Origin of the sequence: Streptomyces sp. R-74717, assembly GCF_047305335.1 — a bacterium.
Taxonomy (GTDB): Bacteria; Actinomycetota; Actinomycetes; order Streptomycetales; family Streptomycetaceae; genus Streptomyces; species Streptomyces atratus.
Window position 1 is genome coordinate 4,581,713 of sequence record NZ_CP102361.1, and the last position, 15,316, is coordinate 4,597,028.

Sequence of the window (15,316 nt, forward strand, 5' to 3'; positions counted from 1 at the left end):
AGATCCCCTGCTACTGCTGGGACATGGACCCGAAGACCAAAGCGCGTTGCACCCGCGAGAAGAGGCACAAGGGTGACCACTGCGCCCGGTTCGCCCGCCCGTCATGGGACCGCCCCGGGGTGACTTGGCGCAGCTGACTCCCGCCCGCGGCTGCCATCACGCCGATCGGCCGCGGGCGGGCTCAGGGGTCTCTCCTCAGGCGGTACTGCTAGCGGATGCGCGCCGGGCGCGGTAGTCCCGTGCCCGGCAGGCGTCGCTGCACCACTTCCGCGGGTTGCCCTGGTGGGCCTGCAGCGGCAGTTGCCGGCCGCAGTCGGCACGCGCGCAGACCAGACGCGGCGAGCGGTAGGCGGAACGCATCCGGTCCGTCAGAACGGGGATCAACGACATGGAGTGTGCTCACTTTCGGTAGCCGAAGTGCGGGTCTGAAAGTCCCAGACCCGTAGCCAAGGGCAGCGCCTATACGCTTGCGGTCGGGATGAGCAGGTCAGAGGGGGTGCACCCCACCCCTTGGCGCCCCTGCTGGTCACGCATCGTGACGCCATAGGCTTGCCGTTCGGTGCCCGGCGAGCGAGGGCGAGCACACCGGATCGGCCGCGTCGGCCGGAGTCCAGGGCGACTGACAGGCCCCCGCGCGATCCCGGTTCGCTGTCATCGCGCTCATCTCCTCGGTGCTGCCGTCGCGTTGCTGCTGGTACTGGTGACGCAAGGTGCCCCGAGGGCCGGCCGGGGTGGCGCGGTCCTCGGGGCTGCGGCGCTGGTGGGTCAGTGCGGCGAGGAGGGGCTGAGGTGCCGCTCACCACCATCGGTCCGTGTGCTGCCATGGCGTGCGCACGGTGCCGTTGACGCCGGGTCTGTGGGCTACTTCCAGTAGGTCGGGATGATCGTGTTCTTCGCTTCGGCTCGGATGTCCTTGCCGCCGGCCGCCTTCACACCTGCGTTGCGGGCCGCCTTCCACACGAGGTAGTCGACGAGCTTCTCGGCCTGCAGCGGCTCGTACTCGCGGCCGTCGAGCTGCACGGCGTTGTAGCTGAGGAGAGCAGTGTCGTCCCCGGCAGCGTCGGCGAAGTGGCTGCTGTCGTGCCGCGGAGTCCCGATGTTCCGCAGGGTGTCGTATGCCTGGCGCAGCGCGTTGTTGCGGGCGTCGATGGCGGCCAGGTACGCGGTGAGGCTGTCGAGCGCCGTGCCCCGCAGTTCGTCGAGCACGGTTTCTCCGTGCGTCTCGGTGAGGCTGGTCCGCACCTGGGCGACGGCTGCGGCCCGCTGCTGCTGCCGCTCCTGCTCACGCTGGTCCCGGACGCGGCGCCGCGCGGCACTGAGCTTGAGCTGTGCGAAGCGTGCCGCTTCCCGGGCTTTGCCGGTGTGGTCGACGGTGATGTCGTCGTCGCCTTCGACGACTTGCCGCTCAAGGTCGGCGAGGGTGACGGCGGCCTGCTCGGCGGCCTGGTGCGCCGCGACAACGTCGGGATGCTCCTCGATCGCCGCGGCTTCCCGGGCTTCGGCCTCTGCGGCGCGGGCCTGCTCTCGGCTGGGGAGTCGGCTGGCCTGCTCAGCGTTGCCGGGTACGGCGGGCGCCTGGTGGGGGGCGCCGTGGGTGTGCTGGTAGATGGCTGCGGCGAGGTCTTCGGCGTTGGTGCGGCTGCGGCCGGCGAGGAGTTCGGGGCGGACCCCGTATCGCTCGGCGATGGCGGCGAGTTCGGCGGGCGCCGCGTCCTGCTCGGGTTCGGGGATGGCGTGGCCGAGCTGGCGGGCGATTTCGCGGGCGCGCTTGTCGGTTACGGGCATGTGGGTCTCCTTGGGTCAGGCCGCGGTCTGCGGGCTGTCGGTGAAGTCGCGGGTGTTGTTGGGGCACTGGGGGTTGTGGGCTGCTGTGCAGCGTCCGTGTCCGCGGCAGAGGCGTGCGCCGCAGCCTTTGCTGCACAGGAGGTACGCGCCGCGGTGTACGGGGCGGGCGCAGGCGCCGCAGTAGCCCATGCGCTGACGGCGGGCACGGCGGGTCACGTCGCTTCCTTGTCCCAGCGGCGCACCTTCGCGGCATGCCGGGCCTGCAGCCCGTACCGGCGGCGCTCGGCCAGCTCCGCCCGGCGCCGCTTCTTCTGCTCGTCCTTGCGGCGCGCTTCGGCTATGCGGTGCCGCACGACGTCGTCGACGTTCACTGGTGCTCCTGCATGGCTCGGAGGACATCGGGGGTGTCGGGTACGGCGCCCGTGAGGACCGGGCACCCAGCGTCGTGGCCGATCGCCAGGCGCCAGACGCCGGATGTGTCCTGAGTCAGTTGGGCGGGTTCGCTGTTGCAGTGGCCGCAGGTGTAGGCGGCAGCAAGAGAGCGGACGCTCGCAGGGGCTTGCACTGTCATTTGCTGCCTCCGGTCTCGCGGGACGTCTCAGCGTTCGTCTCACGTCTCACCCCATAGGGGGGTGAGACGAGACGAGACTTCTCACCGGCTCGTGAGACGGCGTGAGACGAGTGAGAATTTGGGTTCATCAGGCGGCGCTCCCCACGCTGGCGGGGAGACTGTAAATGGGGCGCTTCTCGGTGCCGATGTTGCGGATGGCTGAGCGCTTGACCAGCGAATTCAGTGCGCGGTAGGCGGATGCCCGGGGTACACCACTGACCTCGATCAGCTGGGCGGCGCTGGCGCTCGTCGTCTCAAACGACTCGCGCATGGCCCTGAGAATTTTCTCTTCGTTGCCGCTGATCTCTTCGCCGTCCGGAGTGGCGCTGCGAGACGCAAGGATCGCCGACTGCTCGACGGGCTGCATGCGCAGAAAGACGGTGGCGAAGTCCTCGACGTCCTTCTGCTTGTCGCTGTGCACCTCGACGTACTCGCCGTCCTTGGTGACCTTGATGATGCTGGTTGCTGCACCCTCGAACGCAGAGGCGCCGCGGAGGTCGAGGCCGCTCTTGCCGGAGTGGTGAACCATGAGCACGCATCCGTTGCTGGCCTGCCGGATGGCGTCGGCGGCGTGGACGACTCGCCCCATCTCGCCGTTGCTGTTCTCGTCGGCTCCGACAGTCACCCGGGCCTGCGTGTCGATGACGACCAGAGAAGGGGCCATGTCTTTAACGAGTAGCAGCAGGGCTTGCAGGTCTGTTCCGTGGAGCAGCTGTACGGCGACAGGCAGGAAGGTGACGTTGTCCATCGGCTGATGGAATGCCGCTTCCCAGGCGCGGACGCGGCGCCGAATTCCCGATGCGCCTTCGGCCACGAGGTACAGCACGGGGCCCTTGTGTACCTCGCGGTACTGCCAGGGCATGCCGTTGCCGACGCATCCTGCCCAGTCGAGGGCGACGAATGACTTGCCGGAACCGGGCTTGCCGTAGATCCAAGCAAGCGAGTCGAGGTAGAGGATGCCGTCAATGAGCGGAACGGGGTCTTCGATCTCGTCAAGGCCGGCGGAGTCGACGAGGGCGCTACGCAGCTGCGCAAGCCGTGCCTGCGTTGGGTTCTCGGAGGGCTCATCCCACATGTCATCCGGCGGATGCTGGGGAGCCGGGAACTGTGCCACGTTGGGGTAGGTCACGCAGCCATCCCCCTCTCGTAGGTATAGGTGAGGTAGCGACCGTTGCCGCCAGGGACTCGGACAGGCGGCCAGCCAGGGGTTGCCCGCAACTGGTGGGACGGCTTCGGCTCGGCGGCCTTGTCGAGTTCGGCGCGGTTGCGTCGCTGCCAGATGGGGGTACGGACCGCGAGTGCGTCGTTGAGCCACCCGGTGACTTCGGTGCCGTACTTTCGCCAGGACTCGGCGGCGTCGAGTGCTCCGGCGAGCCGGCGAGGGTCATCGGGGTGGAGCTCCCGCCACTCCTTGGATGCGTAGGGCGGGAAGTCCTTGGCGAAGAACAGCGACTTCGCTTCGGCCCACAGGGCGACGATGTCACCGGGTTCGATGTGCTCGGCCAGCTCGATGAGCTCGGGCGACGGCCCGTGCCCCTCGTTGTGGCAGTCCATCGGGTCGCGGTGTCCGCAGTCGAGCGGCTCGCACCGATCGGCTGCTTCACGGCGTCGCCGAAGCTGTGCGACGATGGGCCATGCGCCCACAGCGCGACTTTCCTGAAACGCCCCGGATACCCGCCGGGGCGTTTCTGCGTTCCGTGTCATGCCGCCTGGCCTCCCGAGACGGTGCGCTCGTCAAGCCATGCCTCGATGGCGCTCCGCTTGTACCGGATACGCCCGCCCTTGCCGGGGCTGGTCTTGATGTAGTCGGGGCCGGTTCCTGTCCAGCGCCAGTTGGCCAGGGTTCCCGCGCTGAAGCCATAGATCTCCCCCACCTGTCGGGGGCTAAGCAGTGCGTCAGTCACTTCCCACCTCACGTGAGTTGTTTTCCGACTCGCCACAAGCGATAATCGGGCCATGACAGTGACAGTAGCAGACCATTTGAGGCCGTTGGAGACTCCCGCGAGTCGTAAGCTCTGGGGTATGACTCCTGAGCCCCGCCCTCGCACGCAGATCACTGACCCCACCGGCCAGCACGTCGCAGCCAACGTGCGCAGGGTCCGTGAGGCCCGCGGCTGGTCGACCTACGACCTCTCCCGCCTGCTCGGTAAAGCCGGTCGGCCCATCGCTGCATCGGCCATCGCCAAGGTGGAGCGAGCCGAGCGCCGCGTCGATGTTGGAGACCTGGCCGCGATGGCTGTCGTGCTGGGCGTCTCACCGTCCGCGCTACTGCTGCCGCTGACGCGCGAGGGAACAGTGTCGGTGACCGGGGCTGGCGAGGTTCCCGCGTCAACCGCTTGGGAGTGGGCAGACGGCGAACGTCCGCTGGTCATCCCGCCCGGCGATAAGGGCCAGGCCCTGCTCGAGTACACGTTGTGGTCGCGGCCGCGTACAGGGGGCCAGTCGGACATCGACAGCAAGGCAAGTCGTCGATTCCTTGAGAGTGATGTCGCCAGCCACATGATGGCGGACAGTCTTGAGGCGCAGGGAATGAAGGTTGAGCGACACCCTGACGGCACCCTCCGCCGTTTCCGCGTCACCATGGATGACGGCACCGCCGTGTGGAGCAAGACCTATCCGCCAGCCGCGGAGCGTGACTGATGGCGCGAGTCTGGATCGAGGATCGGGAGACCCACAAGGACTACCGCGCGTCCATGGAGGCGTGGCAGGCCGCGAAGCGGGAGGGAAGCAAGCGGAAGCCACCTGGCCGTTGGCGCGTCCGCTGGTACGGGCCGGACGGCAAGGGGAAGGCGGCGACGTTCCAGAAGCTGCCGCAGGCAGAGGCCGAGATGCACGCCATCACGGCCCGCCTGGACAAGGGCTCGTACCGCGACCCGAAGTCCGGAAAGGCCGCGGCCCGGCTGGTCGCCGAGGAGTGGTTCACGTCGAAGCGGAAGATCGGCCGGACAACCCGCCACGACTACCGGGAACTGCTGGACCTGTACGTGATCCCGAAGTGGGGGGACTGGCAGGTCGGCGCGATCCAGTGGGAAGACGTCTCCGCGTGGCTGACCGAGCTGGAGACGAAGCCCGGCAAGTCGGGGCGGAAACTGGGGCCGGCGCGCATCATCAAGGCGTACCGCGTGCTGTCCATGGTGATGAAGCATGCCGTCTTCTCGAAGCGGATCTCCAGCAGTCCATGCCACGACCATGAGCTCCCCCGCCCAGACGACGAGGACGAGCACGTCTACCTCACCTATGACCAGCTGGAGCGCCTGGCGCTGGCCGCCGACGAGTACCGGCTGCTAATCCTCACCCTGGGGTACTGCGGGATCCGCTGGGCGGAGGCGTCTGCCATCAAGACGGGGCGGCTACTCGTCCCGCAGCGTCGCATCCGGATCGTGCAGAACTACACGGACGTCAAGGGCGTACTGGCCCTAGGCCCGGTGAAGAACCACGAGAAGCGGTCCGTTCCCCTTCCCCGCTCGTTCGCCGACGAGCTCGGCACGCTGGGCCGCGGCAAGGGGCAGGGCGACCTGCTGTTCACCGCGCCCGACGGCGGGCCCCTGCGGTACAACAACTTCCGCAACCGAGTCTTCGACCCCGCGGTGAAGGCGGCCGGTCTGGCAGGCATGGGCATTACTCCGCACAAGCTGCGCCACACCGCGGCATCGCTCGCCATCGCGGCCGGCGCGGACGTGAAGGTGATTCAGCTGATGCTCGGCCACAAGGACGCGTCGATGACGCTGAACATCTACGGCCACCTCTTCCCGGACCGGCTCGACGAGGTCGCCGACGCCCTGGACGCGGGCCGGAAGGTCGCACTGGCGCTAGCCGATGCGTCGCTCACGTCCCCTGGGTGATCGCAGCAGTATGTACAAAATGTGTATGAGCCCCCCGGAGTGATCTCCCGGGGGGCTCATCTCATATGGCCGTTGACCAGCCGTTTTCCTCTTGAGCCCCCTGTCGGATTCGAACCGACGACCTACGCATTACAAGTGCGTTGCTCTGGCCAGCTGAGCTAAGGAGGCATGCCGGAGCAGTGTAACCAACACCGCTCCCTGCGCGGTCCCAAAATTTCGCGTCCCTCGAACTACTGACAGATTTCAAATGGCCGGGTAGCGTCGCTGAGGATTCACCCAAGTGGACCAGACCACTCCCTTACTCGGATCGTCCGGCACGTTCCTGCCGGTGAAGGAGAAGATTCAGCATGGCCAGTGTCACGTTCGACAAGGCGTCCCGCGTCTACCCCGGCTCCACCAAGCCGGCCGTGGACCAGCTCGAGATCGACATCGCGGACGGCGAGTTCCTCGTCCTCGTCGGTCCTTCCGGTTGTGGCAAGTCGACCTCCCTGCGCATGCTCGCGGGTCTTGAGGACGTCAACGGCGGCGCGATCCGCATCGGCGACCGCGACGTCACGCACCTGCCCCCGAAGGACCGGGACATCGCCATGGTGTTCCAGAACTACGCGCTCTACCCGCACATGAGCGTCGCGGACAACATGGGCTTCGCGCTCAAGATCGCCGGTGTCAACAAGACCGAGATCCGGGCAAAGGTCGAAGAGGCCGCCAAGATGCTGGACCTCACCGAGTACCTGGACCGCAAGCCGAAGGCACTCTCCGGTGGTCAGCGTCAGCGTGTCGCGATGGGCCGCGCCATCGTGCGTGAGCCGCAGGTCTTCCTCATGGACGAGCCGCTGTCGAACCTCGACGCCAAGCTCCGCGTCTCCACCCGTACGCAGATCGCCTCGCTCCAGCGCCGTCTGGGCATCACGACCGTGTACGTCACGCACGACCAGGTCGAGGCCCTGACCATGGGTGACCGTGTCGCGGTCCTCAAGGACGGTCTGCTCCAGCAGGTCGACTCGCCGCGCAACATGTACGACAAGCCGGCGAACCTCTTCGTGGCCGGCTTCATCGGCTCCCCGGCCATGAACCTGGTCGAGGTCCCGATCACCGACGGCGGTGTGAAGTTCGGCAACAGCGTCGTCCCGGTCTCCCGCGAGGCGCTCTCCGCCGCCGCGGACAAGGGCGACACGACCGTCACGGTCGGCATCCGCCCCGAGCACTTCGACATCGTCGAGCACGGTGGCGCCGCCGCCAAGTCGCTCACCAAGGACAGCGCCGACGCCCCGGCCGGCCTGGCCGTCTCGGTCAACGTCGTCGAGGAGCTCGGCGCCGACGGCTTCGTCTACGGCTCCGCGCGGGTCGGCGGCGAGGACAAGGACCTGGTCGTCCGCGTCGGTGGCCGCGCCGTTCCGGAGAAGGGCACCAAGCTGCACGTCGTGCCGCGCCCGGACGAGCTGCACGTCTTCTCGACCTCGACGGGTGCGCGTCTCACCGACTGACGCCCCCCGCACCCGCACCGCAGCCGGCCCCGCACGTTCTCCGTGCGGGGCCGTTCGCGCGCCGTGGGGCGTGTTTGGGTTTGGATCCGTACAGCGCCGAAATCCCCGGCACACCGGTCATTTCACCGCGGCCCGTCAACACACGATTCGAAAAGCATCCTCGAACCATCCCCCTCAAGGGTGACGAAATGTCGCCAAATCATCACTGCCCGCTACGCTCGCTGCGTGACCCACACAGCGCGCCGCATCGGCCGAACCCTCGCTTTCGTACTGCCCGTCGTGATGGTCCTCTCCGGGACTCTCGCCGTCACCAGCGTGCCGTGGGCAGCGCACAATTCCGAGTCGCAGGTCCTGACCGCATCGGCTCACAATCTTTCGAAGCGTGCCAAGGCGCGCACCCCGCAGGACATCCTCCGTGACCGGCTGCTCGTGGAGCTTCGGGAGAAGGACCCGGGTGTCGCGCTGACGGACCTGCAGCGTTCCGTCGAGGGCCGCCCCTCGCTCGCCCGGCACTGCATGTCGATCGCGAAGGCGCTGGGCCGCGCCGCGGTCGAGCAGTACGGTCCGACGCGCGCCCACCGGTTCTCGCGCCCCGTCTGCGACACGTCGTTCGCCTCGGGCGTCGCACAGTTCAGCTGACCCGCCGGTCCGGGCACCGCATATCGTGCCTGACATGCATACGTATCCGACGCAGGCCGTGGTCCTGGCGGGTGGCCAGGGATCGCGGCTGCGCCCGTACACCGATGACCGCCCCAAGCCGATGGTCGAGATCCCGGGCACCGGGACTCCGATCATCGGCCATCAGCTGTCCTGGCTGGCCGCCGAGGGCGTGACCGACGCCGTGGTGTCGTGCGGTCATCTGGCCGAAGTGCTGCAGGAGTGGCTGGACTCGGCAGTGCTGCCGCTGCGCGTGACGACCGTCGTGGAGTCCGAGCCTCTGGGCCGTGGCGGCGGGCTGAAGTACGCCGCCGCCCGGCTGCCCGATCCGGAACAGCCCTGGTACGCCACCAATGGCGACATCTGGACGCGCTTCTCCCTGCGCGAGATGGCCGCGTTCCACGCCGAGCGCGATGCGACCGCCACACTGGCCCTGGCCCGTCCCCGTATCCCGTGGGGTGCCGTGGAGACGGACGCGTTCGGGCACATCACCGACTTCATCGAGTCGCCGCCGTCGCCGTACCTGATCAACGCCGGTGTGTACGTCTTCTCGCCGACGTTCACGACGCTCCTGCCGGAACGGGGCGACCATGAGCGGACGACGTTCCCACGGCTGGCCCGCGAGCGCAGGCTGGCCGGGTACCCGCTGCCGCACGGGGCGTACTGGCGGGCCATCGACACGGCGAAGGACCTGACCGAGGCCGCCAAGGAGCTCGACGGGCAGTAGCGAACAACAGCGGCGGAGTACGCGAAGGGGCGGTCACCGGTTCGTTCCGGCGACCGCCCCTTCGTCTGCTGCGGTCCGGGTGTCTCAGCCGAGCAGACCGCCGATGGGGTTCTGCCCGCCGCCGGACGCTCCGCCGGTGGAGCCGCCGCCGCTGTCCGAGCCGCCGCCCGTGGAACCGCCGCCGGTGCCGGTGGAGCCGGAGGAGCTCGGGCCGGAGCTGCTGGACGGCGGCTGCTGCGGGGTCGTCTGCTGCGGGGGTTGCTGGGCGGTGCCCTGGGTCTGGCTGGGCTGTCCGGCACCGGCACCCGCCTGGCCGGACTCGCGGGCGGCTTCTGCAGCGGGCGTGGACGCCTTGTTGGACGGGGTGGTGGAGGCGCTGCTGCGGGAGGGCGAGGGGCGCCGCCCGTCGGCCGTGTGGGAGGCCCGGCCGCTACCGGACTCCTGCGGGAGCGGAGAGCCGGGGAGCTGGTTGGTCGGGTCGCCCGGACCGGGCACGGTGACGACCTCGGAGGAGCGGACAGCGCCGCCGAGCATGGAGCCCACGAGAAGGGTGAGGCCGACGACGACGGTGGCGACGACGGCACCCCGGCGCAGCACCCGGCGGCGGAGGTCCCAGATCGCCGAGCGCGGGCCGAGCCTGCGCCAGGCCTCACCTGCGAGCTGTCCGTCGACGGAGTAGACGGGGGCGCCCGCGATGATCAGCGGGCTCCAGGCGGCGAGGTAGATGATGTCGGGCGCGTCGTAGACGGCGACGGTGCGCCAGGTGACGGTGACCAGCAGGGCGGCGGAGAGGAGAGCGCCGACGGAGGCGGCGACGCGCTGCCAGAGACCGAGGACGGTGAGGACGCCGACGACGACCTGGAGGAAGGCAACGGTGAGTCCGGCGCCCACCGGGTGCGAGAGCGCGAAGTCGCGCAGTGGCTCGGCCAGCCCCCAGGGGTGCAGCGAGGTCAGCCACTTGACCATGGAGCCGCGCTCGCCGCCGTCGAAGTAGACGGGGTCGCACAGCTTGCCCATGCCGGCGTAGATGGAGATGAAGCCGAGGAACACACGCATGGGCAGCAGCACGACACCGAGGTTCATCCGGCGCCCGGGGTAGTACGCGTGCCGTACGGAATCGCCGCTGTGGCGCCGCCCCCGGGCCTCGGTGATGTCGTCGTACTCGTCCTCGCCCCCGTCGTACGCCTCACGGCCGTACGGCCCGGTGTCGACGGGGTCGTAGGCGCCGACCGCCCGGCGCATGGGCGGCAGCAGGGGGCCGCTGCCGTGGCGGCCCGGCTGCTGGGGCGCGGTGATGACGGGGTTGGGCTGGGTGTCTTCGAGGCGCTCGATGACCTGGGTGCCGCCCGCACCGAGCCCGCCGTCGAACTCGTGGCCGGTGTAGGCGTCGTACGCGGTGGCCGGGCGGCCCGCGGTGGAGTTCCGTACGGCCTGGAGGAGTCCGGTGGCGCCGGGGTCGCCGGGGGCGGACCGGCCGCTCCACACGACGGGCGAGCGCCTGCCGCGCACAGCTCCGGCGGAGCCGCTCATGGCGGGGATCCTGGGCGCGCCGGCGGGGGCCAGACCGCGCAGCCGCGGGCGCTGGGCAGGGGCGAGCCGCACCCGGAAGCTGGCGTGGTTGACGATGACCTGCGCAGGGTCGCAGTCCACCTTGGCCATGCTCAGGGCGGGTTGTTCGTCGAACCGAGGCGTTCTGGTGTCCACACTCATCTAACCGAGTGATGTGTGTTTAGGACACTGCCTTGACGGGCCCGATGTGTCCGAGACCCGTCAATGGGTTCCGGCAGGGGCGCCCCGGTCGGCCGCCCCCCGGCCGGGTGCACTTTCAGCCCCGGCGCCGCGCAACCTCGTACAGGACGATCCCGGCCGCGACACCCGCGTTCAGCGACTCCGCGCCGCCCGGCATCGAGATGCGGACCCGGTAGTCGCAGGTCTCGCCGACGAGGCGGCCCAGGCCCTTGCCCTCGCTGCCGATGACGATGACGACGGGGCCGGCGAGGGCCTCCAGGTCCTCGACGGTGTGCTCACCGTCCGCGGCGAGGCCGACGACCGTGATGCCGGCCTTCTGGTAGCCCTCCAGGGCCCGGGTCAGGTTCGTCACCCGGGAGACCGGCGTACGGGCCGCCGTGCCTGCCGAGGACTTCCAGGCGCCCGCCGTCATCCCGGCCGCGCGCCGCTCCGGCACGACCACGCCGTGGCCGCCGAACGCGGAGACGGAGCGGACGATCGCACCCAGGTTGCGCGGGTCGGTGACGCCGTCGAGGGCGACGATCAGCGGGTCCTCGCCCTTGTCGTACGCGGCGGCGGTGAGGTCCTCCGGGTGCGCGTACTCGTACGGCGGGACCTGGAGGACGAGGCCCTGGTGGTTCAGGCCGTTCGTCATCCTGTCCAGCTCGGGGCGCGGGGCCTCCATCAGGTTGATGTTGCCGCGCTCGCCGGCGAGCTGGAGCGCCTCGCGGACCCGCTCGTCGTTGTCGATGTACTGCTGGACGTACAGGGTCGTCGCCGGGACGCCGTCGCGCAGGGCCTCGTAGACCGGGTTGCGGCCGACGACCATCTCGGACGTTCCCTTGGCGCCGCCGCGCCGCGGCGCGGGACGGCGGGCCGCGGCCTGCTTGGCCTGGGCGTTCGCCACCCGGTTCTTCTTGTGTCCCTTACGGGCGGAGGCGGGCGGCGTCGGTCCCTTGCCTTCGAGACCACGGCGTCGCTGGCCACCGCTGCCGACCTGCATGCCCTTCTTGTTGGACGTGCGGCGGTTCCTGCGCTGGCTGTTCCCGGCCATGACCTACCTGTTTCGTTGCTTCAGACGTGCGTACGTAATGAAAGTGTGCCGCCCGGATCGCCGGGCGGCACATGGTGAGGACTACTGGCGCGGGCCGAGTGTCCACCGTGGCCCGGTCGGGCTGTCCTCGATGACGAGTCCGGACTGGTTGAGCTGATCGCGGATGGCGTCGGCGGCCGGCCAGTCCTTGCGCTCGCGGGCCGACTGGCGCTGGTCCAGGACGAGGCGTACGAGCGTGTCGACGACCCCGTGCAGATCGTCGCCGCGGTCGCTCTCGCCCGCCCAGTGTTCGTCGAGCGGATCGAGGCCGAGGACGCCGAGCATCGCGCGGACCTCCGCGAGCCGGGCGACGGCGGCTTCCTTGTCGTCGGCGGCGAGTGCGGAGTTGCCCTGGCGGACCGTGGTGTGGACGATCGCGAGCGCCTGCGGGACGCCCAGGTCGTCGTCCATCGCCTCGGCGAACGCCGGCGGGACCTCGGGGGCCGCGGCGACCTCACCGCCCGCCTTCTCGACGACGCGCTGCACGAAGCCCTCGATCCGCGCGAACGCGGACTCGGCCTCGCGCAGGGCCTCCTCGCTGTACTCGATCATCGACCGGTAGTGCGGGGTGCCGAGGTAGTAGCGCAGCACGATCGGACGCCACTGCTTGACCATCTCGCTGACCAGCACGGAGTTGCCGAGCGACTTCGACATCTTCTCGCCGGACATGGTGACCCAGCCGTTGTGCACCCAGTACTTCGCGAAATCGTCGCCGTACGCCTTGGCCTGGGCGATCTCGTTCTCGTGGTGCGGGAAGATCAGGTCGATGCCGCCGCCGTGGATGTCGAAGGCGGTGCCGAGGTACTTGTGCGCCATGGCGGAGCACTCCAGGTGCCAGCCGGGCCGGCCGCGGCCCCACGGGGTCTCCCAGCTCGGCTCGCCGGGCTTGGACGCCTTCCACATCGCGAAGTCGCGCTGGTCGCGCTTGCCGGTCTCGCCGTCGCCGGACGGCTGGCGCAGATCGTCCAGGTCCTGATTGGAGAGCTCCAGGTAGCCGGGGAAGGAGCGCACGTCGAAGTAGACGTTGCCGTCGGCCGCGTAGGCGTGGCCGCGTTCGATCAGGCCCCGCATCATCTCGATCATCTCGGTGATGTGGCCGGTCGCGCGGGGTTCGTACGTGACCGGGAGGCAGCCGAGCGCGTCGTAGCCGGCGTTGAACGCCCGCTCGTTCTCGTACCCGATGGCCCACCACGGGCGGCCCTGCTCGGCGGACTTCGCGATGATCTTGTCGTCGATGTCGGTGACGTTCCGGATGAACGTGACGTCGTAGCCGCGGTACTCGAACCAGCGGCGCATGATGTCGAAGTTCAGCCCGGACCGGATGTGCCCGATGTGCGGGGCGGCCTGGACAGTCGCGCCACAGAGGTAGATCGAGACACAGCCCGCTGTGAGCGGTACGAAGTCACGGATCTGCCGGGCGCTGGTGTCGTACAGGCGAATAGTCACGCCTCAAGGGTAGTGGGCGCGCACCAGTGCCCCGCGCCCCCTTGGGGATCGCGGGGAAAAGTTCGTGCCGGCCAGGTGTGCCTAGATGCGTCCGACGACCTTTCGCGGGGTGATCCGGACGACCACGCGCTCGTCGTCGGCGCCGGACTCGGGGTTGAATTCCGCGTACTTCTTGCCGGTGTACTTCACCGACAGCTCGTCGATGAGCTCCTGACCGCCCTCGGTGGTGAGCGTGGCGGTGCCGCGGATCTCGGCGTACGTGTACGGCGCGTCGAAGGGCTGCACGACGACGGAGACCCGCGGGTCGCGGCTCAGGTTCTTCTCCTTGCGGCGGCCGACCGTCGTGGAGATGAGCAGATCGTCGCCGTCGCGCTTCACCCAGACCGGGGAGACCTGGGGGCCGCCGTCGGGCTGGACGGTGGCGACGGTGACGAAGACGGGCGTGTCGAGAAGCGCCTTGAGTTCTGCGGAGAGTGCGGCGGTCATGGTGTACGTCCTCCAAGCGGGGTCGATGATGCCTCTACCCGTACCCCAACCCCGCGCCGCCGCTCCTGCTTCCCGTTCCTGCGTTCGTGGACCTCGGGGGCACGGGGACCGGCGCGAGGGCCCGGCCCCCCACCCGCCGGCAGATCAGCCCGTGCGGTAGACCAGTGCGGTCGCGATCCCCGCGAGGCCCTCGGCCCGCCCGGTGAAGCCGAGCCCGTCCGAGGTGGCGGCGGAAAGCGAGACGGGCGCCCCCACGGCGGCCGACAGCACCTTCTGCGCCTCGTCGCGCCGCTTGCCGATCTTCGGCCGTACGCCGACCACCTGAACGGCGACATTGCCGATCTCGAAGCCCTCGGCCCGTACGATCCGCGCCGCCTCGGTCAACAGAGTGATTCCTGCGGCGCCGGACCACTCGGGCCGCCCCGTGCCGAAGTGCTGCCCGAGGTCGCCGAGCCCGGCGGCCGAGAAGAGCGCGTTGCACGCGGCGTGCGCGACGACATCGGCGTCGGAGTGCCCCGCCAGGCCGGGCCCCTCGCCCTCCCACAGCAGTCCCGCGCACCACAGCTCGCGGCCCTCTTCGAAGGCGTGGATGTCCGTACCGATCCCGACGAGCGGGATCACGGGCCCGGTCCGTTCCTCAGAAGCCATCGTTCGCCCTCCTGCGTGCGAGTACCGCCTCGGCCAGCACCAGATCCAGCGGCCGGGTCACCTTGAACGCCTCTTCGTGCCCGGGTACGACCACGACAGGCGCCCCGAGCCGCTCCACCATGCCCGCGTCGTCCGTGGCGCCCTCGCCGCTGACGGCGACCGTCTTGTGCGCGCGTACGAGCGTGTCGCGGTCGAAGCCCTGCGGAGTCTGTACGGCACGCAGTCTGGCCCGCACGGGCGTGCCGAGGACCGGCTCCGGCTCCCCCGGCGGACCGGGCTCGACCTCTTTGACGGTGTCGGCGAGCGGCAGCGCGGGGACGACAGCGGGCGCCCCGTCCCGTACCGCCTCGATCACCGCGTCCACGGTGTCGACGGGCACCAGCGGGCGCGCCGCGTCGTGGACGAGGACGACACAGACACCCTCGGGCAGGGCGTCGAGACCGAGCCGCACCGACTCCTGCCGGGTCTCGCCGCCGGGCACGACGAGGTAGTCGGTGCGCTCGGGCAGGGCGTGCTCGTCGAGCAGGTTCTTGACCTCGGCGGCGCCGTCCGGCGGCGCGACGACAACGACCAGGGACACGGAACGGGACGCCGCCATGGCCCGTACCGCGTGGATGAGCATGGGCGTCCCGCCCAGCGCGCGGAGCGCCTTGGGGGCGCCCGGGCCGAGCCGTACGCCGCGGCCGGCCGCGGGAATCACGGCGGCGGTGCGGTACGGACGCGATTGATCAGACATCGGTTGCACTCCGAAGCTTCGGCATGTTTGTTTCCACAGCCGACATGGGTATGGCCACAAGCGAGCCGGGCGCC

Annotated in this window: 18 protein-coding genes and 1 tRNA gene; 5 read left to right on the forward strand and 14 right to left on the reverse strand. The window is 69.7% G+C overall.

The features are described 5' to 3' along the window. Window positions 1-861: 861 nt before the first annotated feature. From NRF20_RS20830 to NRF20_RS20860, 7 genes are all read right to left on the reverse strand, one after another. The gene (locus NRF20_RS20830; protein WP_413753064.1) at window positions 862-1,785 is read right to left on the reverse strand and encodes a hypothetical protein; all 924 of its coding nucleotides are present in this window, start codon (window positions 1,783-1,785) and stop codon (window positions 862-864) included. 15 nt (window positions 1,786-1,800) lie between these two features. Beyond that, the gene (locus NRF20_RS20835) at window positions 1,801-2,001 is read right to left on the reverse strand and encodes a hypothetical protein (RefSeq protein ID WP_413753065.1); all 201 of its coding nucleotides are present in this window, start codon (window positions 1,999-2,001) and stop codon (window positions 1,801-1,803) included. Continuing rightward, window positions 1,998-2,156, reverse strand: a complete 159-nt coding sequence (locus NRF20_RS20840) for a hypothetical protein (RefSeq protein ID WP_413753066.1) — start codon at window positions 2,154-2,156, stop codon at window positions 1,998-2,000. Before NRF20_RS20840 ends, NRF20_RS20835 begins: the two co-directional genes overlap by 4 nt. Then, complete coding sequence (locus NRF20_RS20845) at window positions 2,153-2,356, reverse strand: hypothetical protein (RefSeq protein ID WP_413753067.1); 204 nt, start codon at window positions 2,354-2,356, stop codon at window positions 2,153-2,155. Before NRF20_RS20845 ends, NRF20_RS20840 begins: the two co-directional genes overlap by 4 nt. Before the next feature lie 127 nt (window positions 2,357-2,483). Next, window positions 2,484-3,524 (reverse strand): AAA family ATPase, encoded by a 1,041-nt coding sequence (locus NRF20_RS20850; RefSeq protein ID WP_413753068.1) that lies wholly within the window; start codon window positions 3,522-3,524, stop codon window positions 2,484-2,486. Continuing rightward, on the reverse strand, window positions 3,521-4,039 hold the full coding sequence (locus tag NRF20_RS20855; protein ID WP_413753069.1) for a hypothetical protein: 519 nt from the start codon (window positions 4,037-4,039) through the stop codon (window positions 3,521-3,523). Before NRF20_RS20855 ends, NRF20_RS20850 begins: the two co-directional genes overlap by 4 nt. A 56-nt stretch (window positions 4,040-4,095) precedes the next feature. After that, on the reverse strand, window positions 4,096-4,335 hold the full coding sequence (locus NRF20_RS20860) for a helix-turn-helix transcriptional regulator (RefSeq protein ID WP_413754586.1): 240 nt from the start codon (window positions 4,333-4,335) through the stop codon (window positions 4,096-4,098). Window positions 4,336-4,417: 82 nt separating this feature from the next. Here NRF20_RS20860 and NRF20_RS20865 point away from each other — a divergent pair, with 82 nt between their 5' ends. Together NRF20_RS20865 and NRF20_RS20870 are read left to right on the forward strand one after the other, a co-directional pair. Continuing rightward, window positions 4,418-5,035 carry a helix-turn-helix domain-containing protein gene (locus NRF20_RS20865; protein WP_413753070.1) on the forward strand — a complete coding sequence of 206 codons (618 nt, stop codon included), beginning with the start codon at window positions 4,418-4,420 and terminating at the stop codon, window positions 5,033-5,035. Further along, window positions 5,035-6,237: a tyrosine-type recombinase/integrase gene (locus NRF20_RS20870; RefSeq protein ID WP_413753071.1), complete on the forward strand. Its 1,203-nt coding sequence runs from the start codon at window positions 5,035-5,037 to the stop codon at window positions 6,235-6,237. Before NRF20_RS20865 ends, NRF20_RS20870 begins: the two co-directional genes overlap by 1 nt. Window positions 6,238-6,331: 94 nt before the next feature. Here the strand turns inward: NRF20_RS20870 and NRF20_RS20875 are convergent. Continuing rightward, a tRNA-Thr gene (locus tag NRF20_RS20875) sits at window positions 6,332-6,405 on the reverse strand. A gap of 179 nt (window positions 6,406-6,584) precedes the next feature. Between NRF20_RS20875 and NRF20_RS20880 the strand changes: the two genes are divergently transcribed. The 3 genes from NRF20_RS20880 (at window position 6,585) to NRF20_RS20890 (ending at window position 9,105) form a co-directional block, all read left to right on the forward strand. After that, window positions 6,585-7,721 carry an ABC transporter ATP-binding protein gene (locus tag NRF20_RS20880; RefSeq protein WP_266359268.1) on the forward strand — a complete coding sequence of 379 codons (1,137 nt, stop codon included), beginning with the start codon at window positions 6,585-6,587 and terminating at the stop codon, window positions 7,719-7,721. A 225-nt stretch (window positions 7,722-7,946) separates the two neighbouring features. Next, window positions 7,947-8,360, forward strand: a complete 414-nt coding sequence (locus tag NRF20_RS20885; RefSeq protein ID WP_266359270.1) for a hypothetical protein — start codon at window positions 7,947-7,949, stop codon at window positions 8,358-8,360. Window positions 8,361-8,394: 34 nt separating this feature from the next. Beyond that, window positions 8,395-9,105: a nucleotidyltransferase family protein gene (locus NRF20_RS20890; RefSeq protein ID WP_266359272.1), complete on the forward strand. Its 711-nt coding sequence runs from the start codon at window positions 8,395-8,397 to the stop codon at window positions 9,103-9,105. 84 nt (window positions 9,106-9,189) lie between these two features. On the opposite strand, the gene NRF20_RS20895 is transcribed toward NRF20_RS20890, so the two are convergent. From NRF20_RS20895 to ispD, 6 genes are all read right to left on the reverse strand, one after another. Beyond that, window positions 9,190-10,815, reverse strand: a complete 1,626-nt coding sequence (locus tag NRF20_RS20895) for a DoxX family membrane protein (protein ID WP_413753072.1) — start codon at window positions 10,813-10,815, stop codon at window positions 9,190-9,192. 115 nt (window positions 10,816-10,930) lie between these two features. Next, window positions 10,931-11,887 carry a 23S rRNA (guanosine(2251)-2'-O)-methyltransferase RlmB gene (gene rlmB, locus NRF20_RS20900; RefSeq protein WP_266359276.1) on the reverse strand — a complete coding sequence of 319 codons (957 nt, stop codon included), beginning with the start codon at window positions 11,885-11,887 and terminating at the stop codon, window positions 10,931-10,933. Between the two features lie 81 nt (window positions 11,888-11,968). Further along, window positions 11,969-13,372, reverse strand: coding sequence for a cysteine--tRNA ligase (cysS, locus tag NRF20_RS20905; RefSeq protein ID WP_383973253.1), 1,404 nt, complete (start codon window positions 13,370-13,372; stop codon window positions 11,969-11,971). Between the two features lie 81 nt (window positions 13,373-13,453). Then, entirely contained in the window at window positions 13,454-13,858 is a 405-nt protein-coding gene (locus NRF20_RS20910) for a PPOX class F420-dependent oxidoreductase (protein WP_398630096.1), read from the reverse strand. A gap of 144 nt (window positions 13,859-14,002) precedes the next feature. Further along, the gene (ispF, locus tag NRF20_RS20915; protein WP_398630095.1) at window positions 14,003-14,506 is read right to left on the reverse strand and encodes a 2-C-methyl-D-erythritol 2,4-cyclodiphosphate synthase; all 504 of its coding nucleotides are present in this window, start codon (window positions 14,504-14,506) and stop codon (window positions 14,003-14,005) included. Further along, window positions 14,496-15,242 (reverse strand): 2-C-methyl-D-erythritol 4-phosphate cytidylyltransferase, encoded by a 747-nt coding sequence (gene ispD, locus NRF20_RS20920; RefSeq protein ID WP_398630094.1) that lies wholly within the window; start codon window positions 15,240-15,242, stop codon window positions 14,496-14,498. The genes ispF and ispD overlap by 11 nt, the downstream gene beginning before the upstream one ends. Between the last annotated feature and the right edge of the window lie 74 nt (window positions 15,243-15,316).